This window comes from Kouleothrix sp. 19917 (assembly GCF_057073505.1).
Genome location: NZ_CP097099.1, coordinates 5,936,616 through 5,961,783, shown reverse-complemented (window position 1 = coordinate 5,961,783; position 25,168 = coordinate 5,936,616). Strand labels below are relative to the sequence as shown.

The 25,168-nt window shown below is 62.8% G+C and carries 18 protein-coding genes; 11 read left to right on the top strand and 7 right to left on the bottom strand.

Annotated elements, in window-relative coordinates; genetic code table 11:
* Positions 1–8: 8 nt before the first annotated feature.
* The 5 genes from M1P90_RS24035 to acs form a co-directional block, all read right to left on the bottom strand.
* Positions 9–956, bottom strand: a complete 948-nt coding sequence (locus tag M1P90_RS24035) for an ABC transporter permease (RefSeq protein WP_483698035.1) — start codon at positions 954–956, stop codon at positions 9–11.
* On the bottom strand, positions 953–1,855 hold the full coding sequence (locus M1P90_RS24030; RefSeq protein ID WP_483698034.1) for an ABC transporter permease subunit: 903 nt from the start codon (positions 1,853–1,855) through the stop codon (positions 953–955). The genes M1P90_RS24035 and M1P90_RS24030 overlap by 4 nt, the downstream gene beginning before the upstream one ends.
* Positions 1,856–1,980: 125 nt before the next feature.
* A complete protein-coding gene (gene eno / locus M1P90_RS24025; RefSeq protein WP_483698032.1) occupies positions 1,981–3,267 on the bottom strand; it encodes a phosphopyruvate hydratase in 1,287 nt (428 codons plus the stop codon).
* A gap of 191 nt (positions 3,268–3,458) precedes the next feature.
* Complete coding sequence (locus tag M1P90_RS24020) at positions 3,459–4,529, bottom strand: phosphotransacetylase family protein (protein ID WP_483698031.1); 1,071 nt, start codon at positions 4,527–4,529, stop codon at positions 3,459–3,461.
* Positions 4,530–4,641: 112 nt separating this feature from the next.
* Complete coding sequence (acs, locus tag M1P90_RS24015; RefSeq protein WP_483698029.1) at positions 4,642–6,735, bottom strand: acetate--CoA ligase alpha subunit; 2,094 nt, start codon at positions 6,733–6,735, stop codon at positions 4,642–4,644.
* Positions 6,736–7,204: 469 nt separating this feature from the next.
* Between acs and tig the strand changes: the two genes are divergently transcribed.
* The 6 genes from tig to M1P90_RS23985 all read left to right on the top strand — a co-directional run bounded on the left by tig (position 7,205) and on the right by M1P90_RS23985 (position 13,375).
* The gene (gene tig / locus M1P90_RS24010) at positions 7,205–8,581 is read left to right on the top strand and encodes a trigger factor (RefSeq protein WP_483698028.1); all 1,377 of its coding nucleotides are present in this window, start codon (positions 7,205–7,207) and stop codon (positions 8,579–8,581) included.
* An 81-nt stretch (positions 8,582–8,662) separates the two neighbouring features.
* Positions 8,663–9,319 (top strand): ATP-dependent Clp protease proteolytic subunit, encoded by a 657-nt coding sequence (locus tag M1P90_RS24005; RefSeq protein ID WP_483698026.1) that lies wholly within the window; start codon positions 8,663–8,665, stop codon positions 9,317–9,319.
* Positions 9,320–9,402: 83 nt separating this feature from the next.
* Complete coding sequence (clpX, locus tag M1P90_RS24000) at positions 9,403–10,707, top strand: ATP-dependent Clp protease ATP-binding subunit ClpX (RefSeq protein WP_483698025.1); 1,305 nt, start codon at positions 9,403–9,405, stop codon at positions 10,705–10,707.
* Positions 10,708–10,801: 94 nt separating this feature from the next.
* On the top strand, positions 10,802–11,539 hold the full coding sequence (locus tag M1P90_RS23995) for a response regulator (RefSeq protein ID WP_483698023.1): 738 nt from the start codon (positions 10,802–10,804) through the stop codon (positions 11,537–11,539).
* Positions 11,540–11,730: 191 nt separating this feature from the next.
* A complete protein-coding gene (locus M1P90_RS23990) occupies positions 11,731–12,678 on the top strand; it encodes a S1C family serine protease (protein WP_483698022.1) in 948 nt (315 codons plus the stop codon).
* A gap of 223 nt (positions 12,679–12,901) precedes the next feature.
* Positions 12,902–13,375 (top strand): zinc ribbon domain-containing protein, encoded by a 474-nt coding sequence (locus M1P90_RS23985; RefSeq protein WP_483698020.1) that lies wholly within the window; start codon positions 12,902–12,904, stop codon positions 13,373–13,375.
* Between the two features lie 91 nt (positions 13,376–13,466).
* Here M1P90_RS23985 and M1P90_RS23980 read toward each other — a convergent pair whose 3' ends face one another.
* Both M1P90_RS23980 and M1P90_RS23975 read right to left on the bottom strand, forming a co-directional pair.
* Positions 13,467–15,023 (bottom strand): hypothetical protein, encoded by a 1,557-nt coding sequence (locus tag M1P90_RS23980; RefSeq protein ID WP_483698018.1) that lies wholly within the window; start codon positions 15,021–15,023, stop codon positions 13,467–13,469.
* 203 nt (positions 15,024–15,226) lie between these two features.
* A complete protein-coding gene (locus M1P90_RS23975; protein WP_483698016.1) occupies positions 15,227–15,733 on the bottom strand; it encodes a hypothetical protein in 507 nt (168 codons plus the stop codon).
* A gap of 661 nt (positions 15,734–16,394) precedes the next feature.
* Here M1P90_RS23975 and dnaE point away from each other — a divergent pair.
* The 5 genes from dnaE to pruA all read left to right on the top strand — a co-directional run bounded on the left by dnaE (position 16,395) and on the right by pruA (position 25,156).
* The gene (gene dnaE, locus M1P90_RS23970; RefSeq protein ID WP_483698014.1) at positions 16,395–20,222 is read left to right on the top strand and encodes a DNA polymerase III subunit alpha; all 3,828 of its coding nucleotides are present in this window, start codon (positions 16,395–16,397) and stop codon (positions 20,220–20,222) included.
* A gap of 235 nt (positions 20,223–20,457) precedes the next feature.
* Positions 20,458–21,462 carry an FHA domain-containing protein gene (locus M1P90_RS23965; protein WP_483698013.1) on the top strand — a complete coding sequence of 335 codons (1,005 nt, stop codon included), beginning with the start codon at positions 20,458–20,460 and terminating at the stop codon, positions 21,460–21,462.
* On the top strand, positions 21,459–22,736 hold the full coding sequence (locus tag M1P90_RS23960) for a PAS domain-containing sensor histidine kinase (RefSeq protein WP_483698011.1): 1,278 nt from the start codon (positions 21,459–21,461) through the stop codon (positions 22,734–22,736). The genes M1P90_RS23965 and M1P90_RS23960 overlap by 4 nt, the downstream gene beginning before the upstream one ends.
* On the top strand, positions 22,733–23,146 hold the full coding sequence (locus M1P90_RS23955; RefSeq protein ID WP_483698009.1) for an EVE domain-containing protein: 414 nt from the start codon (positions 22,733–22,735) through the stop codon (positions 23,144–23,146). Before M1P90_RS23960 ends, M1P90_RS23955 begins: the two co-directional genes overlap by 4 nt.
* Positions 23,147–23,590: 444 nt before the next feature.
* Positions 23,591–25,156, top strand: coding sequence for an L-glutamate gamma-semialdehyde dehydrogenase (pruA, locus tag M1P90_RS23950; protein ID WP_483698007.1), 1,566 nt, complete (start codon positions 23,591–23,593; stop codon positions 25,154–25,156).
* Positions 25,157–25,168 lie beyond the last annotated feature (12 nt).

The window sequence follows — 25,168 nt, the reverse complement described above, 5'->3', positions numbered from 1 at the left end:
ATTCCTGGCTACCTATTGCGGCGACGCAGCCCTTCGGCCAGCAGGTTGAATGCCACGATCGAGACGGTGAAGGCCAGCAGCGGCTCAAGCAGGATCCAGTAGCCACTATTGCGCTGGCGCAGGCTGAGCGCAACCATGCTGCCCCACTCGGAGTAGAGCGGCACGAGGTATTTGCTGCCGTTCAGGTCTTCGGTGCCGCCACCAATGAAAATCTGGAAGAAACCAAGCTCGGCAAGAAGCAGGAGCGCCCCGGCCAGCGCGGCCGCCGCCTCGGGCAGCAGGATGTCGCGCAGGTTGGGCAGAATGTGCCGCCAGAGTATTGCGCTGCGACGCAGGCCAATCACCTGCGCGGCTTCGACGAAAGGCTGGCGGCTCAGGCCGAGCGTGGCTGTCTGGCAGCGCACCGCGATTTCGGGCCAGCCAGTCAGGCTCATCAGAATGGTGAAAATCACCGCGTCGGTGAAGAGCACCGTGGTGTTTTTCGGGCCAAAGCGCGGCTGATTAAAAATGACCAGGCGCAATATTTCGAGCATGAACAGCGCGAGAAACAAGGGCGGAATGGCCGACCACGCGCTGATCAGGCTGTTCAGCAGCCAGCGCGCGCGCGGGTACCAGCCCGCCAGCAGCCCAAGCACCGAGCCGAGCAGAATGCGCGCCAGCGCGGTGATCGCGCAGATGATCAGGGTATAGCGCCCGCCATACAGCAAGCGCGCCAGCATATCGCGGCCCTGCGAGTCGGTGCCAAGCGGGTAGCCGGGCGTGCCGGGCGGCGCGGGGAATTTAATCGAGTCGCCGTATGCGCCCGAAACGCGCACGCGCAGGGGATCGCTGCTGGTGAGCAGGGGCGCGCAGGCAAGCGCGGCAATAATCAATAGCGCCAGCAGCGCGCCAGCGATGAGCGGGCCATTCAGGGTGAAACGAATGATGCGCGCGCGCCGGCGCAGGCCTGCGATCATGGCTGGCTCTCCCGCTCGCGCAGGCGCGGGTCGGCGTAGCGCAGGGCGATGCGGCCAAGCGAATCGACCAGAACGAAGAGCGTGACCAGGATCAGCGCGGAGGTGAGGGCGACGGCGTTTTCGGGGCGGTTGATCGCGCTGACGTCGTAATCGAGCATGCGGCGGCCCATCCCATTCCAGCCATACACATATTCCACAATAATGATACTGCTGACCATCTGGCGCAGCATGCTAAGCAGAATGCCAACCGTGGGCAGGCGCAAGGCGGGCATGATATGCCGCCACCAGAGCTGCAAACCGCCCAGCCCACGCGCGCGCGCCGCACGAATCCATTCCTGGCGCAGAATATCTTCCTGGGCGATTGCGAGCGCATAGGCCATTGCGGCGGCCCCGCGCAGCGCCAGCGTGCCGGCAGGCAGGATCAGGTGGCGATCAAAGCCGTAGCCCTGCACGTAGGTGAGCTGAATGCCGGTGCGGAAGGTGACGTTTGCGACCATTTCGGCCGAGAGCAGCAGAATGGCGACGGCTGGCAGCGAGAGCACCAGGGTGTTGAGCGCCAGCAGTGCCGGGCGCAGGCGTGGCCAGCGCGGCGAGGCGATCAGGCCGGCCCAGCCCAGGCCGAGCGGAATGGCGGCCAGCAGGCTGACGCCAAGCAGCTCCAGCGTGCGGCGGGCGCTTTCGAGCAGCAACCGCCACGCCTGCGCGTTGCCGCGCGTAGTTGCAAGCTGGCCCTGGAGCAGGTTTGCAACATACTCAGCAATCGCCTGCGTGTAGCTGCGCAGGCCGGCGGGGTTGTTGTAGCCGTAGTTGTGGAAGGAAGCGGGCGCAAAGACGACCAGAACGACCAGCAGCACGCTCAAGGCCAGCGTCGCGCCAAGCACAAGGGCTTCGCGCCACAAGCCACGGCTCGCTGAGCCGACACGATTTGATGGAGATTGGTTCATGCAAAGTATAGACGAATAGTGCGCGCCCATGTTTCGGCTTGAAACATGGGCGCGCGGCAGGTTCGGAAGCCGAGTGATGTTTAGCGCGTGACGTTGAAGGCCTGGCGGCCGGCGTAGCGCGCAATGTCGCCCAGCTCTTCCTCGATGCGCAGCAGCTGGTTGTACTTCGCCACGCGGTCGGTGCGGGCGGGCGCGCCGGTTTTGATCTGGCCGGCGTTGGTTGCCACCACAAGGTCCGCGATCGTCACGTCCTCGGTTTCGCCCGAGCGGTGCGAGACGATTGCCGTCCAGCCGGCGCGCTGGGCCATGCTGATCGCGTTCATCGTTTCGGTGAGCGAGCCGATCTGGTTGAGCTTGATCAGGATGGAGTTGGCGACGCGCTCGTCGATGGCGCGCTTCAGGCGCTTGACGTTGGTCACCAGCAGGTCGTCGCCCACCAGCTGCACGCGATCGCCAATCTTGGCGCGCAGCATCGACCAGCCTTCCCAGTCGTCTTCGGCCAGGCCATCTTCGAGCGAGATCAGCGGATAGCGGGCGGCAATGTCGGCCCAGTAGTCCACCATTTCGGCGCTGGAAAGCACTTTATTCTCGCGTGCCAGGTGGTACTTGCCATCCTTGTACAGCTCGGTGCAGGCCGGGTCCATCGCCAGCATGATCTGCTCGCCGGGCTTGTAGCCAGCCTTTTCAATCGCCTCCATGATGACCTGGAGCGGCGCTTCGTTGCTGGGCAGGCTCGGCGCGAAACCGCCTTCGTCGCCAACGGTGGTGGTGAGGCCGCGGTCGTGGAGCACTTTCTTCAGGCTCTGGTAGATTTCCGCGCCCCAGCGCAGGCCTTCGCGGAAGGTTTCTGCGCCGACCGGCATGACCATAAATTCCTGGAAGTCGGTGCTGTTGGTGGCGTGCTGGCCGCCATTCATGATGTTCATCATCGGAACAGGCAGCACGTGCGCGTTGACGCCGCCCAGGTAGCGATAGAGCGGCAGGCCGGTAGCAGCGGCCGCCGCCTTGGCGCAGGCCAGCGAGACGCCCAGAATCGCGTTTGCGCCGATCTTGCTTTTGGTGTCGGTGCCGTCAAGCTCGATCAGCTCGGCGTCGATGCCAACCTGATCGGCGGCATCCAGGCCCACCAGCGCTTCGGCAATTGTCGAGTTGACGTTCTCGACCGCTTTCAGCACGCCTTTGCCGCCAAAACGCTTCTTGTCGCCGTCGCGCAGCTCAATCGCTTCGTGCGCGCCTGTGGATGCGCCTGACGGCACGATTGCGCGCCCGAGGTCGCCACTTTCCAGCAATACGTCCACTTCCACCGTCGGGTTGCCGCGCGAGTCGAGGATTTCGCGCGCGACAATTTCTTCGATAATGCTTGACATAAAATCTCCTTGCTAGGGTATGGACAGGCCGTATAGAAACCACAGCGACACCAGCCGCCAGCGCGTCGCGCTGGCGGCGGTGCCTGCGTGGACGGTCAGCTATTTTTCCAGGTGCCGGGCAAACCGCCTTATTATGGCCGAAATGTCTGGGTTATTCAGTAACGCCTTCGTCGGTGTTAGTGATGAAACCGCTACGCGACGCTCAGCCCGAGCTGGTCGTACAGGCGGGCGAAATCGAAGTTTTCGTCGAGCAGGCTGATGAATCGGGCAATCTTCGCATCCTGCTTGAAACGGACCTGGCCGAAAATGCCCTCAGCGCGCTCGACGGTGGTGAGCGTGTCGTCGGTGACAAGGATGATCGGCACTTCGCGATCTTCGGCGCGGTCGAGTACGGCGGGCGAAGGGCGAATATTGCCTGTGAGCACCAGCGCCGAGGTCGATGTTTCGAGCGCGGCCAACTGCAGATCAACCCGATCGCCGCCGGTGAACACGGCTTTGTTTGTGCGGCGGCGGAAGTGCGACAGCGCGGCGTCGGCACCCATCGCGCCGATCAGCAGGTGCTCGATCAGCTTGCTTGTCCAGGCCGGGTTGCCAATGAGCTGGCCGCCAAGATGTTCGTGCAGGTCGGCCACCGTCACGCCGGCGAGCTGCGCGTCTTGCGTGAGTGTGGCGAACACCGGGATGGCGCGCTTTTCGAGGAATGGCACCACGCGCGTGCGTACGAAATCGAGCTGCGGCTCGTCGACGCCGTTGATCAGCACACCCAGCAGCCGGTCGCCCAGGTAGCGTTGCACCGCCAGAATCGCGTCGAGCGCGACTTTAGGGCGGTAGCGCGAGATCAGCAGCACAGGAGCCTGCAGCATGTCGGAAACCTGATCGGCTGAGAGTTCGACCAGCGAGCCTTCGGCCCAGTGGTTCGCGCCTTCGAGGATCATAATGTCTTTGTCGCGCGAGACGCTCAGGTAGGCTTCGTTCAGGCGGCGCGCGAAATCCACGCCCTGCCCGCGAATGATCGACTCGACCACGCGCTGCGTGACCAGCACCGGGGCCATTTTGTCGAGCGGGTCGGTCAGGCCGAAGTGTTTGCGAATAAACGCGGCATCTTCGTCGATGGTCGCGTCTTCGGTGCGGGTGACCGAGACGCTCACCGGCTTCATGTAGCCGGCGGTAAACCCATCGCGCCGCGCCCGGTCGAGCAAGCCGACGCAGGTGGCGCTTTTGCCGACAAAGGTCTCGGTCGAGGCGACGTAGAGGGTTGCCATCGCGGTCTCCTTCTTCACAAGCGCTCAGTTTTAAGTTTTGAGTTTTGAGTTTTGAATTTTGAGATAGCGTCTAAACAATTCAAAACTCAACACTTAAAATTCAAAACTCAGATTATCCCTGCAGAATAATACGGGCGTCGAGCACGATCGCGCCCTCGCCCTGATTGTGGATCACCAGCGGGTTGATATCCATCTCCACAATTTCGGGGAAATCGGTGACAAGCTGCGACACGCGCAGGATGATTTCCTCGGCGGCCACCAGATCGGCCGGCGCCTCGCCGCGCACGCCCCGCAGGAGCGGGAAGGTGCGGATCTCGCGGATTTGCTCGTGCGCCTCTTCGCGTGTGATTGGGGCCAGGCGGAATGCCACGTCCTTCAGCACCTCGACATAAATGCCGCCCAGACCAAACACCACCAGCGGGCCGAACTGCGGGTCGCGGTTCACGCCCACCAGCACCTCGCGGCCCTTGCGCACCTGTTCCTGCACCAGCACGCCCCAGATCGTTGCGTCGGGGTTGTACTTGCGGGCGCGATACTCGATCAGCTCATAGATATCGCGGGCGGTGCTGGCGTCGGGCACGCCCACCTTCACGCCGCCAATGTCGCTCTTGTGCAGAATATCGGGCGACGAGATTTTCATCACCACCGGGAAGCCGAACTCGGTGCCGATTGCGGCGGCTTCGTCGGGCGAGCGCGCCAGCTTCGACTTCGGCAGGCGCATGCCATAGGCTTCGATCACCTCGCGCGCCTCGATCTCGCCCAGCTCGACGCGCCCGGCTGCGCGCACGCGGGCAAACACCTCGCGCACCCGCTCGCCATCGACATCGTAGCGCACGTATTCGCCGGCGGGATGCTCGCTCCACTCGCGCTGGCGGGCCATGGCGCGCAGGGCGGCGATTGCGCGCTCGGGGAAAGCGTAGTTCGGGATGCGATGTTCGTTCAGCAGCTTGAGCGCCGGGCCGAGGCTGGCCGCGCCCATGTAGCTGGTGACGACTGGCTTGGGCTGGTTGGCCGAAAGCTCGGCGACCACGCGCGCAGTTTCTTCGGGCTCGCTGCCGGCCTGCGGCGTGAACAGCACCACCACCGCATCGACATTCGGGTCGGCCAGCGCGGCCTTGAGCGCCACGCGATAGCGATCTGAACGCGCATCGCCAATCACGTCAATCGGGTTGAACACGCTTGCGGCGGGTGGCAGGTCGCGCTGGAGCAGCGTGATCGTTTCGGGCGTGAATTGTGCCAGCGCCAGCCCACTGCGCTCGGCCGCGTCGGTGGCGATAATGCCCGGCCCGCCGGCGTTGGTGACAATCGCCACGCGCTTGCCGGGGATCAGTGGCTGGTAGGCAAAGGCCAGCGCGTAATCGAATAATTCTTCCATTGAACGCGCGCGCAGAATGCCGCTCTGGTTGAAGGCGGCCTCGTAGGCATTTTCCGATCCGGCCAGCGAGCCGGTGTGCGACGAGATCGCGCGCGTGCCGGCCTGCGTCGTGCCGCTCTTGATCGCGATTACTGGCGTTTCGCGGGTGACTTCGCGGGCGGTTTTGATGAAGGCCGCGCCGTCGTTGATGCCTTCCAAGTAGGCCAGGATCACGCGATTGTCGTCGTCGCCGCCCCATTCCTGCAAGAGCGAAACTTCGTCGACATCGCCTTTATTGCCCAGGCTGACAAAGCGCGAAAAGCCAATGCCCTCGCTCTTGCTCCAATCGAGAATGGCGGTGCAGAGCGCGCCCGACTGCGACATAAACGCGATCTGGCCGGGGTTTGGCATGAGCGCGGCGAACGAGGCGTTGAGCTTGGTAGTGGTGTCGATAATGCCCAGGCAGTTCGGCCCAACCATATGCATATTGTAGCTGCGCACCAGCGCAATCAGCTTGCGCTCAAGCTCCTTGCCCGCGCCGCCAACCTCTTTAAAGCCCGCCGAAATGACCACCAGGCCGCGCACGCCCTTGCGCCCGCATTCTTCCACCACGGCCAGCACCGCCGCCGCTGGCACCACAATCACCGCAAGGTCGATCGGGTCGGGCACGGCAGAGATAGAAGGAAAAGCGGGAAGATCGAGAACCTGATCGGCGGTGGGGTGGATGGGAATGACGCGACCAGTGAAGCCGTTATCGACAACATTCCGAAGAACGCGATGCCCAAGCTTGCTTGGATCGGGTGAGGCGCCAACGATGGCAACCGACTGCGGGGCGAAAATCGCCTCGAGCATGGCCCATCTCCCCTCTGACTACTATTGAAGCCGGTGGATGCTGGCGCTATGATACTGTATTGTGCGTTTCCGGGCAAATAAAATGGAGGCTGCCCACCCCGCCGCTGTTGCCAGCCTTGTGGTGAGCAGCTCTCCCGCCCGCAGGAATACTGTACCAACATGACGTGACAGCTTGATGACAAGCACGCGCCGTAATGGTAAAAGATTTGTTAGAAACGATGCGAACATGGCCAAACCGGCGTCGCCCAATAGCGAAGAGTACATAAGTTACGCAACAGAGCGCACAGAGTTTGGTTGCGCTGCTCCGTGATCCCGGTGTTCTCTGTGGCTCTACCGTTTGGCCCTTGGCTACAGGTGCCGCCGCAGCAGCATGCCGAAAATATTTTGCAGCACTTCCCCTTCATGCTATAATGTGCCGAAGTATCATTGCACCGCTTATAAATGGTGACTCAGCATTGGAGCAGCACCTGTGAAGGTTTCCTCTGAAAAATTGCCAAAAAGCCTGCTGGCACTCGACATCGAGCTCGACAAAGAGCAGGTTGAGAAAGGGCTCGACCGCGCGGCGCGGCGGCTTTCTCAAAAGTACAACATCCCCGGCTTCCGCAAAGGCAAGGCCCCGCGCTTTATTGTCGAAAACTATTTCGGCCGCCCGGCCCTGATCGAAGAAGCCTCGGAAGATCTGGTCAATAAAGCATTCAAAGAAGCGCTCGACCAGGAAAAGATCGAGCCGGTGGGCCGCGCCAACCTCGAAACGGTGCAGTTCGACGAACCGCCGTTCAGCTTCCGCGTGACTGTGCCGGTTGATCCCTCGCTGACGCTGCCCGACTACCGGGCGATTCGCGTGCCCTACGAAGCCAAAGAAGTAACCGACGAAATGCTCACCGAGGCGATGGACTCGCGGCGCGAGCGGCATGTGGTGCTGCGCGAGCCGGAAGAGCCACGCGCCGCCAAGCAGAGCGACCAGCTGACCGTTCAGCTCGAAAGCTTCCTGGATGGCGAGCCGCTGGAAGAGCGCGAAGAAGGCACCGAGGTGCCCGAAACCAATGTCGTGCTTGAAGAAGGTCGCCTGATCCCAGGCCTGTACGAGGGCCTGCTCGGCATCGAGCCCGACGAAACGCGCGAGATCGTTGCGCACATGCCCGAGGATCACGAAAACGAGCGCGTGCGTGACAAAGACGTGACCTTCAAGGTCACGATGAAGCGCCTGCAAGAGCGCATCCTGCCCGAGTGGGACGAGCTGCCGGTGCTGGAAGAAAGCGAAAGCACGCTCGACGAACTGCGCGAGAAAACACGCGGCGAGCTGGCCGAAACCCTGCGCAGCAACCAGGAGCGCGAGGCGATCGACGCCTACCTCAAGCAGCTTGTCGAGCAGACCGAGTACGACATTCCCGACGCGCTGATCGAGCAGGAAGCCGACCAGTTGCTGCACCAGCGCGGCCACGAGCTTGAGCGCTATGGCATCACCCTTGAGCAAATGCTGCAGTATCGCGGCCAGACGCACGACGACGCCGTGGACGAGCTGAAGCCCGAGGCCGAAGAGCGCCTGAAGACGACCTTGGCCCTGCGCGAGATCGTCAAGGCCGAGGGGCTCACCGCCGGCGAAGATGAAGTCGACGCCGAGGTGGACCGCATGATCGAAACCTATGACGAAGCCGAGCGCGACCGCGCCCGCGAGCTGCTCAGCACGCAGTTGCGCGCGTCGGTTGCCAGCACGGTCATTGATAAGAAGCTGCGCGAGCGGCTGTTCGAGATCGCCACGGGCACCGCGCCCGCCGCGCCCGCCGAAGAAGCCGCACCCGCCGCCGAGCCCGCAGCCGAACCCGCCGATGTTGTGGCCGATGAGTAGGTGAACCCGCAGCGAGTACAGGCGGCGTTGCCGAACAGCGCGTCGCCTGCATTCACTGCCTCCTAGGATGGAGTGACAGCAATGGACTGGACATCAAATAACAAAGTTGAGTGGATCGCCCCGCAACCTCAGTCGCTGATCCCAATGGTGGTGGAAAGCACCAACCGTGGCGAGCGCGCCTTCGACATTTTTTCGCGCCTGCTGAAGGAACGCATTATTCTGCTGGGCACACCGATTGACGACCAGATCGCCAACCTTATTGTTGCACAGCTGTTGTTCCTTGAGCACGACGACCCCGAACGCGATATTTCGCTGTATATCAACAGCCCGGGCGGCTCAATCTACGCCGGCCTGGCGATCTACGACACCATGCGCGCCATTCGCCCGAGCGTCTCGACGGTGTGCGTGGGCATGGCCGCCAGCATGGCAACGATTGTTCTGGCCGGTGGCACAAAGGGTAAGCGCTACAGCCTGCCGCACTCAACCATTCACATGCACCCAGCCATTGGTGGCGCGCGCGGCTCCGGCCCCGACGTTGAGATCCAGGCGCGTGAGCTTTTGCGCATGCAGCAGCTTGGTCGCCAGCTCATGTCCAGCGACACGGGGCAGACGGTTGAGCGCATTGCCCGCGACTTCGACCGCGACCTGTTTATGACGCCCGAGCAGGCCAAAGACTACGGTATTATTGACGAAATCCTGACGCGTGAAGATATGGCGAACCTCGCCGACAAGCGCTAACCAGCACCAGGACAAGCAGTAGGCAGCGGGCAGAAAAGCATTGATTCTGCCTGCTGCCTGCTACCTTTTATGTAGGAGCTACCATGGCCCGCACTCGCAGCAGCAATACCGGACGCGGGGCGTATGTCTGTTCATTCTGTGGCCGGGGCCAGGAAGAGGTGCAACGCCTGATCGCTGGCCCCGGCACTGTGTGTATCTGCGACGAGTGTGTTGGCCTGTGCAGCGCGATTATTGCTGAGGAAGCCGAAGCGCAGCCCCAGGCCACGCGCCATATTGCCACCGGGCCGCACCGCCTGCCCGTGCCGCGCCGCATGCGCGAGCGCCTCGACCAGTATGTGATCGGGCAGGATCGCGCCAAGATTGTGCTGGCGGTGGCGGTGTACAACCACTACAAGCGTCTGCGCTCGGCGCACCAGCCCGACGAAGTTGAGTTGGGCAAAAGCAATGTGCTGCTGCTTGGCCCGACCGGCAGCGGCAAAACGCTGCTGGCGCAAACCCTGGCGCGCGTGCTCGACGTGCCGTTCGCAATCGCCGACGCCACCGCCCTAACCGAGGCGGGCTATGTTGGCGAAGATGTCGAGAACATCCTGCTGCGCCTGATCCAGGCCGCCGATGGCGATGTCGAGCGGGCGCAAACCGGCATCATCTACATCGACGAGATCGACAAAATTGCGCGCAAGGCCGACAACCCCTCGATCACGCGCGACGTTTCGGGCGAGGGCGTGCAGCAGGCGCTGCTCAAAATTCTCGAAGGCTGCGTGGCGCATGTGCCGCCGCTGCCGGGCCGCAAGCACCCCCAGCAGGAATACATCGCCTTCGACACCTCGCACGTCCTGTTTATCTGCGGCGGCGCGTTTGAAGGGATCGACCAGATCATCAGCCGGCGGGTTGGCGGGCGGCGCACGCTGGGCTTCCAGCACGCAGCCGAGGAAGGCACGCTCGACCAGGAATACCTCCTGTCACAGTGCACCGCCGACGACCTGCTGCGCTACGGCTTTATTCCCGAGTTCATTGGGCGAATCCCGGTGGTGGCTGCGCTGCAACCGCTCGACAAAGACGCCATGATCCGCATCCTGACCGAGCCGCGCAACGCGATTGTCAAGCAATACCAGAAAATGCTGGCGCTCGATCATGTCGAGCTGGAGATCACGCCCGACGCGCTGGACGCGATTGCCGCGCGGGCGCTGGCCTCGCGCACGGGCGCGCGGGCGCTGCGCAGCGTGGTGGAAGAAGTGTTGATCGATATTATGTACGATGTGCCATCGCAAGAGCATATCGGGCGCTGTATCATCAACGCCGAGGTGGTGGAAAAACGCGGCCACCCGATTATGGTGCCCCGCGCGCCCGAGCGCACCGAGTACCGCCGCCGGCTGGAAGAAGCCGTCTAGTCAATTTACGATTTATGATTTTCGATTTACGATTGCAAAGCCCAAAACCTCGCAATCGTAAATCCGAAATCGTCAACCGTAAATCATAATAACTATGCGACTGATCCGACGAACCTCTGATCGCACTCAGGACGAAGGCAACGCCACCCGCCGCATTCTGGTGGCCGACGACGACCCCTCGATTGCCACCCTTATACAGGTGACCCTGAAAGACCCACGCTACGAGATTGTGGCGGTGAAGAACGGCCTGGAGGCGCTGAAAGCCTTCGAGGGCGGCAGCTTCGATGTCGTGATCCTCGACGTGATGATGCCCTATGTCGATGGCTTTGAAGCCTGCCAGCGCATCCGCGAGCGCTCGGACGTGCCGATTGTGATCCTGACGTCGCGCGACGGCACCGAGGATGTGGTGCATGGCTTCGAGCTTGGGGCCGACGACTATATCATCAAGCCCTTCAAAACCGCCGAACTGATCGCGCGCGTCGAGTCGATTTTGCGGCGCGTGGAAGGCTACAAGCACCGCGCCGCGCCGCCGATTGTGCGCGTGGGCGAGCTGGAGATCGACGAGCCGCGCCACCGCGTGAGCGTGCGCGGGCAGAGCGTGAACCTGACGCCGATGGAGTTCGAGCTGCTGTACTTCCTGGCTGCCAACTACGGGCAGGTCTTCGACCGTGAAACGCTGTTCCGCGAGGTGTGGGGCTACGACTACGTTGGCGAAACCAACCTTGTCGATGTGTGCGTGCGCCGCCTGCGTGAGAAGGTTGAGATCGAGGCATCGCGCCCGCGCATTATTGTGACGGTGCGTGGTGTTGGGTACAAGCTGGCCGAGCCGTAGGCATTTCTTTTCCCCAAAACCGAAAGGCGTGCAGCACCATGCTGCGCGTCTTTTTTTGTGCTAGAGTTTTGTAAGAAATGTAATTGTGTAACTAAAATTACGTTGACTTCGACATTACAGGCAGCTATACTACTGCAACAGAACATTCCCCTGAGCGCTGGGCTGGCGCAGAGGGCAGAAAGGCGAAGGCAATGAGTACAGTGGCGCAGGAACGCGAAGCAATGGATGCCTATTCGCACGCAATAAGCAGCGCAGCCGAGCGCGCCGGGCCGGCAGTTGTGAAAGTGGAAACGGGGCGCGGCGACGGGCGCGGGCGCGGCCAGGGCATTGGCTCGGGCGTGATCTATGGCAGCGACGGCGCGATTGTGACGAATGCGCACGTGGTCGCTGGCGCCTCGCGTGTGAAAGTAACGCTGCCCGACGGTCGCTCGCTGCCAGCAGGCGTGATCGGTTCGCGGCCCGAGCGCGACCTGGCGCTGCTGCGCGTGGGGCAGGGCGGCCTGCCGGTGGCCGAGCTGCGGGCGGCGCCATTGCGCGTGGGCCAGCTCGTGCTGGCAATTGGCAACCCGTATGGGCTTGATTTCACCGTAACGGCGGGCGTGGTGAGCGCACTCAATCGCTCGCTGCCGCTCGACCGCAACACCAACCTGGGCGAGCTGATCCAGACCGACACGCCGATCAACCCGGGCAACTCGGGCGGGCCGCTGGTGGATGTGCAGGGGCGCGTGGTTGGCATCACCACCGCGATTCTGCCGTTTGCGCAGGGGCTTGGTTTCGCCATCCCGGCCAGCGCCGTGCTCGACGCGATTGGGCAGATTACGGCCGCGCACCGCGAGAGCATTGCGCGTGGCACGCTAGGCATCAGCGGGCTGGATGTGCCGATTGACGAAGAGGTGCAGCGGGCGCTTTCACTTGAGCAGAAGCGCGGCGTGCTGCTGCTGGATGTTGCGCCGGGCGGGGCGGCGGCGCGCGCCAGCCTGCAAAGCGGCGACATGATTCTGGCGCTGGGCGACCGCACGACCGACAGCGTCGATGCGCTGCGCCAGGCGGTGCAGGAGTTGCACGGACGCAGCCCGTGGCAGGTGGCATTTCTGCGCGAAGGGCGGCGGCGGCGCGTGCCGCTGGTGCCGACAGCTTAACAGCAATATTTTTTAGATAACCACCAAGACACCAGGGCACCAAGAGTCATAAATTCTTGGTGCCCTGGTGTCTTGGTGGTTAGGACTTTTCTAGCTGGTCTCCCAGCATAACGAATTCGGGCGCACTCTGGTACAATAGCTGCATCAAACGAGGCGCTGCGCTCGTCTAAGCAGCAGTGACGCCGCGCAAATGCGGCGTGCCAATGTGCTATATGGAGGCGCTATGGGGCTGCTCGATAATTTAAGCAAGACGATTTCGCAGGTAGGCGACCGCGCAAAGTTCGAGGCCGACAAATTTCAGCGAACGACCAAGCTGCAAAGCGAGATCAACGACCTGAAGCGGCAGATCGACGCCAACCGGATCGAGTTTGGCGACCGTGCGATTCAGCTGTACCGCGCCGGGCAGATTCAGTCGCCGACGCTGGGCGAGCTGCTGAAGGCGCTTGATGCCCTGCAAGGCAATATCACCGTGAAGGAAGAAGAGCTGAAGCGCGCGCAGGCGGACGTGTTTGTTGAGCCACCCGCGCAAGCTGCGCCGCCCGTGGCGCAGAACGTGCCGATCAGCAGCGAGCCAGCGCAGCCGCCAATGGGCGCGGCCGGGCCGGTGGCGGGCAACAAGTTCTGCCCAAACTGCCGCTTCCAGATGCCGAACTCGGCAATGTTCTGCCCGAACTGCGGCGCGCGGCAGGGCGCATAACGCGAGCCAAAACCAACGAAAAGGACGAAGGGCTATCATACGCCCTTCGTCCTTTCTTTTTACCCTTCGGCAAGCGCCAGCCAGGCAGGCCCTACGAACGCTCGGGCAGGGTTGCGGCCAGCTCGACGATGCGCACCAGGCGCGGCGGGCGGTAGGCATCTTTGTCGAGCCAGAGCTGTGGCGCGCGCTGGCGGAACGGTCGGTAGTTGTCGAGCATCCAGCGCTCGGCGGCGGCCAGCGCCAGCATGCCTTCCTCGAACAGCACGCCCTGACGCCGCAGATGGCGCAGGCCCAGCACCATATAGGCAGTTTCTTCGGTGGTTGAGCCGTGGTAGCCGCCCAGCCCGCCGTCGGGCGACTGGTAGCTGATCAGCTGCTCGACGGCGCGATTGATTGCATCCTCGTAAGGCCCGTAGGGCAGCGCAATAATTGCCTGGCTGGTGGTGTAGAACCACGCGCTCTGCCACTTATCGCCCAGCCAGCGCCCATCGCTTTCCTGTTGGCGGGCGATATAGGCGTAGGCCGTATCGGCGGGCTCGCCCAGCGCCTGGAGCGCGTGGGCCGCGTGCGCCACCACCGACAGCGAGGGCTGCAGCTCGCCGGGGAATGCGCAGAAATGATCGCCCGCCTCGAAGCGGCGCAGCGGCGCGGCCGACACGGGAAAGCCGGCGCTGTGCAGGATCACGAGCGCGGCGGCGGTGTCGTCGCCATCGGGCATAAAATAATCGCTAAAGCCAATGCCGTGTGGCGTAAATGCCTGGCTTAACGCCCTGATTTGCGGCTCGATAACATCCTGCAGGGCCGGGTGATCGAGCAGGTTCGCGGTGCTGAGCATATACAGGCTGAATACCAGCTCAAACCACGTGAGCGGCCACACGCCCGGCACCACACCCGGCAGATCAACGCCCGTCATCGATGCGGCGCATTGCAGGTAGCGCTCGGCGCGCTTGCTTTCGGCTGCCAGCTCTGGTTTCGCGCGAGCCGCATCGAGCCAGGCCGCAGTTGCCGCCGAGCTATGGCCCACGCCGCCGCTGCCATCAAGTTCTGCTGCATAGGGCGTTGTGCCCCACGCCTCCCAGGAATGCACTGGCGGCGTGCCGGCCGGCCAGCGGCGCGACTCGATCATCTTCCGGCGCTTTTCGCCCAGCTCGATGAGCTGCGTATACGGCGCGGCCTGAACGGGCAAACCAGCTGCCGACGCTTCTCGCAGCAGTTGTGGCAGCAATAGCTCCACGCCAACCGGCAGATCATCCGAAAGGTGCGTCCAGTAGGGTGCCTGGTGACGCAAAAATGACAGCCCGGCGTGGATGGCGCGGCGCTCTTGCAGGCGGGCACCATATTTCTGCAAGGCCAGAATGGCGGCAAGCGTGGAAACATCGCGCGCGCGTGGCACCGCCGGGTCGCCCCAGCCGCCGTCGGGGTATTGCTGCTCGGCCAGCCATTCCAGGGCCGGCCAGATCAAGCCCTGCGGCGGCGCGAAACGCAATACCTGGGCCGTGTCGTAGATCGAAGGGCTGTTCATGCCACCATCGGTACCGAGTGCAGCAATAACATGGCGCAGATCAGTGATAAGCACATCGTCGATGTGCGACGTTTGTACGCTTGCACCAGAAAAGCGCAGTTGTTCGCGCGTATGCTGCGACATCATAGGAAAATTGCCCCTTCAAAACACAAAGTGCGCAGTTCAAGGCTGCGCACCATTGCACTCAGCATTGGCTTCAATCCTCGGGAAGGTGGTGAGGGCGTGGAGGAAGGGCTTCTTTGTTTTGAACTACGATGTAGCCCCGTAGTTAGGTGCATTATACCGTATTTTTACTTTTTATGCGGCTGGAAACTGCCAGCATGAGTATGCTATGCGCCAAAGCTTTTCTGCTGCGCCGCGCCCACAAGCGGCACAACTGCGTCCTGCTCAATCAGCGCGGGCATGCGGTCGTGGCCGGTGAGCGCGCGGTACTCGGGCGTGGGCGGCAGCGTGAGCATATACACGCGTGCCTGGTCGCCGCGCATGACAAGAAAGCCGCGAATGCCGTGCTCGATGCCAAACCAGACCTTTTTTTCCACGCCCTGGAATGCCGGAATAACGACCTCGCGCGGGCGCAGGTAGTTCCACTTGCCGGCTTCCAGGCTCTCGATGCGCAGCCAGCCGGTCTTCGGCAGCTTGAGGCTGTCGTCGCGGTTGCCCCAGTCGTAGAGCTGGAGCTTGTCGTCGACAATCGCGGGCAGGATTGGGCGCGCGCCCCAGAACACGCTCTCGACCACGCCGCTCGTGCGGGCCTGATCGAGCTGCGCCGGGCTGATCATCTCAGCCAGCGCGGGCTCAAGCGTTTCGTCGTACTTGAAGCGAATACCACCACACATCGTAGCCTCCTTTGCGCAAATCGCACTGTTGAAGAAAGCGAGCAAGCGCTGTGCCAGGGGACGGAGAAGTCAGGAGGCAGGAGGCAGGAGGCAGGAGGCAGGAGGCAGGAGGCAGGAGGCAGGAGGCAGGAGGCAGGAGGCAGGCGGCAGGAGGCAGGAGGCAGGAGGCAGGCGGCAGGAGGCAGGCGGCAGGAGGCAGGCGGCAGGAGGCAGGAGGCAGGAGGCAGGAGGCAGGAGGCATCAGAGCAACCTGTAAACATTCAGCTCTCTGCGCCCTTTGCGCTTTTTGCGGTGAAGAAACTGTTAGTCGGTAGTTTTCCTATTCTGATTTCTGTCTTCTGAAACCTGACTCCTGCGTTAGAACAAAAATTTCATCCACATTATACACAGGTTATCCCCAAGAATGGCTTACACTCTTCACTGGTTATCCACCACAAGAAATCGCATGACTGTGCTATAATGCAAAACAGCCGTTGGATCAGGAACACCCCGCTGCTGCATTATGTTCACACAGTGCGGAAAAGTGCGAGATTTGCTGACACACCCGCCATGCGCGAGCATGGTTTTGCGGCATGGTAAGACTCTTTGCCTTGGCCGGCGTTTTTGTGAAGTGTAAACTATTTCTCGCTACGGCGGCGGCCTGCTTTGTTCGGAGCACAGCATGAGCGATTTCACCCATCTCCATGTCCATTCGGAATACAGCCTGCTCGACGGCTATGCCACCACCAAAGGCATTGTCGAGCGTGCGGCGGAACTGGGGATGGACAGCATTGCGCTGACCGACCACGGCGTGATGTATGGCGCGATGGACTTCTACGCCGCCGCGAAAAAGGTTGGCATCAAGCCGATCATTGGCGTGGAAGCCTACATGGCGCCTGGCTCGGCAAAAGACCCGATGGTCAAAGGCGGCAAGAACTACTTCCACATGCTGCTGCTGGCGCAGAACGAAGTCGGCTACGCCAACCTGGTTAAGCTCACCTCGCGCGCCCACCTCGACGGCATGGGCCGTGGCGTGTTCGCCCGCCCGCGCATCGACCGCGCCATGCTCGAAAAGTACCACGAAGGCGTAATCGCTACCTCGTCGTGCATTGCTGGCGAAGTCATTCAGCACCTGACCATCCAGCAGAAAAAAGAAGCGCGCGAAGTGGCGGCCTGGTACCGCGACCTGTTCGGCCCCGACAACTACTACCTGGAATTGCAGCTCCACGGCAACACGCCCGAGCTGGAGCCGATCAACGACGAGCTGATGCGCATCGGCAAGGAGCTGGGCATCCCGCTGGTGGCGACCAACGACACGCACTTTGTGCGGCGCGAAGACCTCGAGGCGCAGAAGCATGTCATGGCCATGGGTTTCAACCTGACCATGAAAGACTTCTGCACCAAAAACTACCAGATGGACGACAGCTACCACATCACGTCGGGCGAGGAAATGTGGCAGCTCTTCAAGCGCTACGGCACCGCGCCACTGGAAAATACCCGCCGCATCGCCGACATGTGCCACCTGAAAATGGACTTCGGGCGCGTGCAGCTGCCGCAGCTCAACTTCATTCCCGAAGGACACGACGCCGCTTCGTACCTGAAATTTGTGTGCGAAGAAGGCCTGATGAAGCGCACCGGCGGCAGCCCGACCGAAGAATATGTGCGCCGGCTCGACTACGAGCTGGATGTGATCAACGCCACCGGCTTCCCCGACTACATGCTGATTGTGTGGGACTATGTGAAATTCGCCCGCACCAACGGCATTCCCGCGCTGCCGCGCGGTTCGGCCGGCGCGTCGCTGGTGCTGTACTGCCTCTACATCACCGACGTCGACCCGATCAAAAACAAGCTGCTGTTCGAGCGCTTCCTGTCGCGCGAGCGCCTTGAGATGCCCGACATCGACACGGACTTTGCCGACTCGCGGCGCGGCGAAATTCTCGACTATATCGCCAGCACCTATGGCCGCGAGAACGTTGCGCAGATCATTACCTATGGCACGCTGGGCGCAAAAGCCGCGCTGCGCGACATGGCGCGCGTGCTCGACATCCCGCTGAGCGAGGTCGATCGCGTCGCCAAGCTCATCCCCTCGCTGCCGGTTGGCACCACGATCGCGCAGGCGCTGGAGCGCGTGCCTGAGCTGAAACAGATCTATGAAGGCAACCCCGAGCTGCACAACCTGATCGACTGGGCGCGCAAGGTCGAAGGCCGCATGAAAAGCGTTGGCACGCACGCATGTGGCGTGGTGGTGAGCCGCAACCCGCTCGACGAAATGGTGCCGCTGCAGCGCACCTCGAAGGACGAAAACGCCGTAATGGCGGCGTTCGAAGGCCCGACCCTGGCCAAGATGGGCCTGCTGAAAATGGACATCCTGGGCCTTGCAAACCTCTCGATCGTGGCCGAGGCGCTGAAATACGTTCAGCAAACCACTGGCAAAAAGCTTGAGTTGGCCGACATCCCGCTGGAAGATCGCGCGACCTTTGAAAGCCTGGGCCGCGGCGAAACCACCAACGTCTTCCAGCTTGAAAGCGCGGGCATGACCCGCTACCTGATGCAGCTGCGCCCGACCCGCGTCGACGACCTGTACGCCATGGTTGCGCTGTATCGCCCCGGCCCGCTTGAGCAAATCCCAGTCTATATTCAGAACAAAAACAACCCGCACGCGATTAAATACCTGCACCCGATTCTCAAGCCTATTCTGGAAGACACCTATGGCGTGATCGTCTACCAGGAGCAGATCATGCAGCTGCTCCAGACGATTGCGGGCTACACGCTGGGCGAAGCGTACATCGTCATCAAGGCCATCAGCAAGAAGAACAAAGAGCTGATGGGCGAGAACGAAATCCGCTTCAAGGAAGGCTGTGGCAAGAAGGGCATTAGCCAGGAGATCGCCACGCAGCTGTGGGAGCTGATCCTGCCCTTCGCCGGCTACTCGTTCAACCGCCCGCACGCAACGCTGTACGGCCTGCTTTCCTACCAGACCGCCTGGCTCAAAACCAACCACCCGACCGAGTATATGGCGGCGGTGCTCACGGCTGCGGCTGGCGAAATTGGCGAAGTGGCGAAGAGCGTGGCCGAGTGTGGCCGCCTGGGCGTGGCGGTGCTGCCGGCCGATGTGAACCGCAGCAGCGAGGGCTTCACCATCGAGAATTTGCCCGACGGCCACCTCGCCGACTTCGCGAATCGCCAGGGCATTCGTTTCGGCCTTTCGGCTATTCGCAACGTGGGCAGCGGCCCGGTGCACGCCGTGATTGGCACGCGCGAGAATGGCGGCATGTTCAAAGGGCTGGAAGACTTCTGCGACCGGGTCGACCGCGTGGCGCTGAACAAGCGCGTGCTGGAAAGCCTGATCAAGTGCGGCGCAATGGATGCGATGCCCGGCACGCGCCACCAGAAGCTCCAGATCCTCGATGCGGCGCTTTCCGCTGGCGTCGAAGCGCAGCGCGCCCGCGAATCCGGCCAGGTCAGCATGTTCGACCTGTTTGGCGGCGGCGGCAGCAGTGGTGGCGTGTCGGTGCAATCCATTCCGCTGCCGATCATTCGCCCCGAGCCGCAGCACGACAAAGAGCGACTGGCCTGGGAAAAAGAACTGCTGGGCATGTACGTTTCCGACCACCCGATCGCCAAGGCGCTCGACGGCCGCGACCTGACGGGCATCACGCCGCTGAGCCAGCTTGGCGACGAGCTGGTGGGCAAGGTGCACACCTTTGTTGGCATGCTTAGTGCAACAAAGCGGCTGGCGACCAAAAAAGGCGACAGCATGCTTGTTGCCACGCTGGAAGACCTCGAATCATCGGTCGAGCTGGTGGTCTTCCCCAAGAGCTTCGAGAAGTATCGCGAGCTGCTGCAGGACGACGCGCTGCTGCGGCTGATGGCCAAAGTCGACAAGCGCAACGAAAGCATTCAGCTGCTGCTGGAAAGCGCCGAAACGCTCGACCTTGCGGCAGCGCCGGCCGAAGCGCCCGAGATCGCTCCGCAGATGGACCTGGAAAACCGTGCCGAGGCGCTGCCGCCGGCAATCGAGGAGGCTATAGCTATGGCTGCCCCGCACGACGACGCGCCGCACCCAGCCGGCCTGGATTCGCGCGCGCTTGGCGCTGCGCCCGCTCCTGCGCCAACTGAGCCACCTGCGCCAAGCGAGCCACCCGCGCTCGAAAGCCCGATAAGCGTGATCCGCTCGCGCATGAAAGTGGGCGCGAATGGCAATGGCAACGGCAACGGCCACGCGAACGGCAATGGCAACGGCGCGGCTCCCCCGCCCGTGCCTGCCTTTGTGCAGCAGCTGCGGCTGTTCCTGCCCCGCACCGGCGACCTCGACGCCGACGTGGTGCGTATGCACCGCGTGGACCGGCTGCTGCGCCAGAGCGAAGGCGACGCCAGCGTCATCCTGCACATCCCGAATGGCGAAACGACGGTGCTGCTTCAGCCGCGCCACAAAGTGCATTGCAGCGAAGACCTGATCGGCGCGCTGCGCACCGAGCTTGGCCTGGAATCGGTGGTGCTTGATCAGTAGAAAGAGCCATTACTCCCAAACAGCAGAGCCATTTCAACATTGAAATAGGAACGAGTGATTTATCCACAGATTGCGCAGATTACGCAGATAATAGACCTTATATCTGTGTAATCTGCGGAATCTGTGGATAAGTTTTGGGGCTTTGACATAGCCAGGCCAATAGCCCGCGCTATTGACGTTCGATCCGCATCCCGCTATACTCTCACAGCATTGAGTTCAGCTGTGGAGAGGCGCAGTGTATCCCCAGATCTACCTCGGCACCATTCCAGACACCAGTGCGGAACGCCTGGCTTTGCGCGCGCTGGCGCTCGATCTGCGCGCCCGCCTCGGGGCCGCCCGCACCGACACGCCAAGCATGCTGCTGCTGCACTTTGCGCCCGCGCCCGGTGCCGCGCCCGCCGACCTGCTGCTGCTCCAGCCAGCCGCCGCCATTGTTGGCGCGGTGCGCGCCTACACCGGGCCGATTGCGGCGCAGCCGGGCGGGCGCTGGGCCATGCGCGACAGTGGCGTGCCCCTGGCCGAAGCTGGTGGGATCACGCCGATTCAGCTTGTGGATGCCCTGCGCAATGCGGTGCGCGAGCGCCTCGACGATGCCGCGCCGGCGCTGCTTGGCACCATGCCCGAAGCCCAGCCGTTCGAGCGCATGGCCGGCGCGCTGATCTGCGCGCCAATCACCCACCCCGACTCGCATATCTCGCTGACGATCAGCGAGCACCGCCGCCAGCTGAAGGTGCTGGGGCTCGACGAATTGCCAGCCGTGGCGGGCATGCTGCGCCTGGGCACACAGCTCGCCCCCGAGGCCATGCGCGCCATCGCCAGCGAGCTGTTTGGCGGCCGGCTCTGGCACGACGGCACGCGCTTTCTCTTCGAGCTGGCCGCGCCGCGCTTCCAGCTGCGCGTGCTGAGCAATGGCACGCGCCCGGCCAGGCTGCTGCAGCTTATGGAAGGCGAAAACCTGATCGGCCGGCGGCGCGCCCCGCAGCAGCACGAGCGCCGGCTCACACTCGGCGGCGACGAGCTGATCTCGGCCGATCACGCGATTTTCACGGTTGGCGACGGCGATCAGGTGCTTGTGCGCGACGCCAGTAAAAACGGCACATGGGTTGCTTCACCCGGCGGCGCTGAAGAGCGCGTGCGGCGTGAGCGGGCGATTGCGCCCGGCGACGAGCTGCGCCTGGGCATTACACGGCTGCGCCTGGAGCAGGTTGAAGGCGCGCAAGCCAGCGAGGAAACGGCATGAGCACAGGCAACCCCGGGCAAGATGATGCGGAATCGCTGCGGGTGCGGCTGCACGAACTGCGCAAGGCGCTCGACGACATTGGCGGCCTGATCGACCGGGCCGTGGCGGCCGAAGAAGCACTGCGCCTGAGCGAAGAGCGCTTCCGCATGCTGGTGGGCGGCGTGCGCGATTACGCCATTTTCATGCTCGACCAGCAGGGTTATATTGGCAGCTGGAACCTCGGCGCCCAACTGCTCAAAGGTTATTCCGCCAGCGAAATCATTGGCAAGCACTTCTCGATCTTCTACCCGGACGAAGACCTCGCCGCTGGCAAGCCCGCCCGCGAGCTGGAAATTGCCACGCGCGAAGGCCGCTACGAAGAAGAAGGCTGGCGGCTGCGCAAAGATGGCTCGCGCTTCTGGGCCAATGTGCTGATCACCGCCCTGTTCGACACCGATGGAAACCTGCGCGGCTTTGGCAAGGTTACGCGCGACCTCACCGAGCGCCGCCGCGCCGAAGACATGCGCGAGCAGCTGCGGCTGCGCAACCGCCAGCTTGAGCTGGAGCAGGAGGCGCGCACCCAGATCGAGGCCACGCTGCGCAGCCGCGACGAATTTCTGATCGCCGTGGCCCACGAGCTGCGCACGCCAATTACCGCGCTGCTGGGCTACGGCCAGATGATGCGCCGCCATTTCGATCACGGCCACGCCAACCCCGAGCGCGACCAGCGTATTATTCAGGCCATCCTTGTGCAGGGCGAGCGGATCAACCGGCTGACAAACACCATGATTAGTATGTATCGTCTGGCCGAAGACTCGCTGAAGCTCAAACGCGAGCCGATCGATCTGCGCTTCGAGCTGGCGCGCGTTGCCTCGCAGCTTGAGCTGCTGACCGACCAGCATCCACTTACCACCGAGCTGCCGGCCGTGCCGCTGATGATCGATGGCGACGATCAGGCGCTTGAGCAAGTGTTTTACAATCTGGTTCAGAACGCGATCAAATACAGCCCGGCCGGCGGCATGATCACCATGCGGCTGCGCGCCGTGGATGATCAGGCAGTCATAACTATCGCCGACGAGGGGATGGGCATCCCCGAAGACGAACGCGAGCGCGTGTACGAGCGCTTCTACCGCGCCCGCAACATCAACGGCGAGCAGATCAGCGGCCTGGGCATGGGCCTTTATATTGTCAAAGAACTGGTTGAGCTGCACGGCGGCACGATCAATGTCGAAAGCACGCTCGGGCAGGGCAGCACCTTTCGCGTGACCCTGCCACTAAAGGAGGGAGAAAAATGACGCAGTACTGGCTGCTGAAGACCGAGCCCAACGATTACGCCTTCGCCGACCTGACGCGGGACGGGGGCACGGTGTGGGATGGGGTGAGCAACAACGCCGCCCTGATCCATTTGCGCGCCATGCAGCCCGGCGACCAGGCGCTGATCTACCACACCGGCGACGAGCGCCAGGCCGTGGGCATTGCCACCATCACCAGCGCGCCCTACGCCGACCCCAAGCTCGATACCCCCAAGCTCGTGGTGGTCGATGTCGCGCCACTGCGCCCGCTCCCCCGCCCGGTCACGCTTGCCGCGATCAAGGCCGACCCGGCCTTTGCCGACTTTGCGCTGGTGCGCCAGGGCCGCCTCTCGGTGGTGCCAGTTTCCCCCGAGCAGTGGGCGCGCCTGCTGGGCATGGCCGGCGAGGGGTGAGTGTTGAGTTTTGAATGCTGAGTGTTGAGTAAATAAAACCACGAACTGCGGAACCACAGAACCGAGAACCTTGTGAGGGTTTAGGGTCTGGGGTTTTGGGATTAGGCCCGCAACCTGCGAAACCTTTGCGTTCTTTGCGCTCTCTGCGGTTAGAATTCCTGTTCGTTGGTCAACCTTCAAATCTGGCACCTGCCAATCTTACAACCCTTCGCGCCCTTTGCGCTCTCTGCGGTTCATTCAACCTGCAACCGGCAAACGTGGAACCTGCAACCTGCAAACCTTCAAACCTGCAACTCCGCTTCGCTGGCAGTGTTATAATGCGGGCGGCACATGCGCACCGCGCGCGATCGACGACCGACCACAGGCGCTGCTTGGGGGCCGGTCGTTATCGGTTGGCAGGCGCGTCTGTGCAGCGCAAACAGCTGCTGACATAAGGAGTATCCGATGGAGCTGCCCGAATACCGCAACGAGCCGTATGTCGATTTCAACGACCCCGCCCACGCCGACGCAATGGAGCGCGCGCTGGCCGATGTCAGGGCTCAGTTCGGCAAAACATACCCGCTGGTGATCGACGGCGAGCAGATCGTCACTGAGAAGACGATTGCCTCGCGCAACCCCGCCCGCCCGGGCGATGTGGTGGGCTACGCATCGAGCGCCTCGGCCGAGCAGGCCACGCGCGCGCTGGAAGTGGCGCACGCCCGCTTCGACACCTGGCGCAAAACCAGTGCCGAAGAGCGCGTGGGCTACTTGGTGAAAACCGCCGCGATCATGCGCAGCCGCATCTACGAGCTGAGCGCCTGGATGATTTACGAGGTCAACAAGAACTGGGCCGAAGCCTATGCCGACGTGGCCGAGGCGATCGACTTCTGCGAGTACTACGCGCGCGAGATGCAGCGCCTGGCCGGGCCGCAGCAGGTCTATCAGCTGCCGGGCGAGCACGCCGAAATGCAGTACATCCCGCTGGGCGCGGGCCTGGCCATCCCGCCGTGGAACTTCGCGCTGGCGATCACCACCGGCCTGGTGGTGGCCCCGCTGGTGACGGGCAATACGGTGGTGCTCAAGCCCTCGCCGCGCTCGCCAGTGATCGCCTATAAGCTCATGGAAATCCTGGCCGAGGTGGGCGTGCCGGCCGGCGTCGTCAACTTCGTCACGGGCGACGACGCCGTGATCGGCGACCTGCTGGTCGACCACCCGAAGACGCGCTTTATTGGCTTCACCGGCTCGAAAGAGATCGGCCTGCGCATCTACGAGCGCGCCGCCAAGGTACACCCCGGCCAGCGCTGGCTCAAGCGCACCGTGCTGGAAATGGGCGGCAAAGACACGACGGTGGTGGATGAAACCGCCGACATCGACGCGGCCGCGCAGGCGATTGTGGCTGCAGCCTTTGGCTTCCAGGGCCAGAAGTGCTCGGCCTGCTCGCGCGTGGTGGCGGTTGCGCCCGTGTACGATGAGCTGCTGGAAAAGGTGGTGGAGCGCGCCCGCACGCTGACTGTGGGCGACCCGGCCAAGCGCGAGAGCGCGCTGGGCGCGGTGATCGATGGCCGCTCGCTCGACAAGATTCGGCAGTACATTGAGATTGGCAAGCAGGAAGGCCGGCTGGTGCTGGGCGGCGAGCTGCCCAACGACCCCGAGAGCGAGGGCTATTTCGCGCCGCCAACGATCTTCGCCGACATTGCGCCCGACGCGCGGCTGTCGCAGGAAGAAATCTTTGGCCCGGTGCTGGCCTTTATCAAGGCGGGCGACTTCGATGAGGCGATGGAGGTGGCGAACAACACCGAGTTCGGCCTGACGGGCGGCCTGTTCTCGAACGTACCCGAGCGCCTTGAGCGCGCCCGCGAAGACCTGCATGTCGGCAACCTCTACCTCAACCGCAAGATCACCGGCGCGATGGTGGGCGTGCACCCCTTTGGCGGCTTCAATATGTCGGGCACCGACTCGAAGGGTGGCGGCCCCGACTACCTGCTGCTGTTTATGCAGGGCAAGAGCATCGCTGAGAAGAAGGCGTCATAGTGTGCTTGTAGC

Bases quoted from the DNA above. Each gene is read 5' to 3' on its own strand.
- M1P90_RS23975 (WP_483698016.1), bottom strand. From the start codon at position 15,733: ATGTGTGGTGGTATTCGCTTCAAGTACGACGAAACGCTTGAGCCCGCG.
- dnaE (WP_483698014.1), top strand. From the start codon at position 16,395: ATGAGCGATTTCACCCATCTCCATGTCCATTCGGAATACAGCCTGCTC.
- M1P90_RS23995 (WP_483698023.1), top strand. From the start codon at position 10,802: ATGCGACTGATCCGACGAACCTCTGATCGCACTCAGGACGAAGGCAAC.
- M1P90_RS23955 (WP_483698009.1), top strand. From the start codon at position 22,733: ATGACGCAGTACTGGCTGCTGAAGACCGAGCCCAACGATTACGCCTTC.
- pruA (WP_483698007.1), top strand. From the start codon at position 23,591: ATGGAGCTGCCCGAATACCGCAACGAGCCGTATGTCGATTTCAACGAC.
- clpX (WP_483698025.1), top strand. From the start codon at position 9,403: ATGGCCCGCACTCGCAGCAGCAATACCGGACGCGGGGCGTATGTCTGT.
- acs (WP_483698029.1), bottom strand. From the start codon at position 6,735: ATGCTCGAGGCGATTTTCGCCCCGCAGTCGGTTGCCATCGTTGGCGCC.
- M1P90_RS24035 (WP_483698035.1), bottom strand. From the start codon at position 956: ATGATCGCAGGCCTGCGCCGGCGCGCGCGCATCATTCGTTTCACCCTG.
- M1P90_RS23980 (WP_483698018.1), bottom strand. From the start codon at position 15,023: ATGATGTCGCAGCATACGCGCGAACAACTGCGCTTTTCTGGTGCAAGC.
- M1P90_RS24005 (WP_483698026.1), top strand. From the start codon at position 8,663: ATGGACTGGACATCAAATAACAAAGTTGAGTGGATCGCCCCGCAACCT.
- M1P90_RS23990 (WP_483698022.1), top strand. From the start codon at position 11,731: ATGAGTACAGTGGCGCAGGAACGCGAAGCAATGGATGCCTATTCGCAC.
- M1P90_RS24020 (WP_483698031.1), bottom strand. From the start codon at position 4,529: ATGGCAACCCTCTACGTCGCCTCGACCGAGACCTTTGTCGGCAAAAGC.
- eno (WP_483698032.1), bottom strand. From the start codon at position 3,267: ATGTCAAGCATTATCGAAGAAATTGTCGCGCGCGAAATCCTCGACTCG.
- M1P90_RS23985 (WP_483698020.1), top strand. From the start codon at position 12,902: ATGGGGCTGCTCGATAATTTAAGCAAGACGATTTCGCAGGTAGGCGAC.
- M1P90_RS23960 (WP_483698011.1), top strand. From the start codon at position 21,459: ATGAGCACAGGCAACCCCGGGCAAGATGATGCGGAATCGCTGCGGGTG.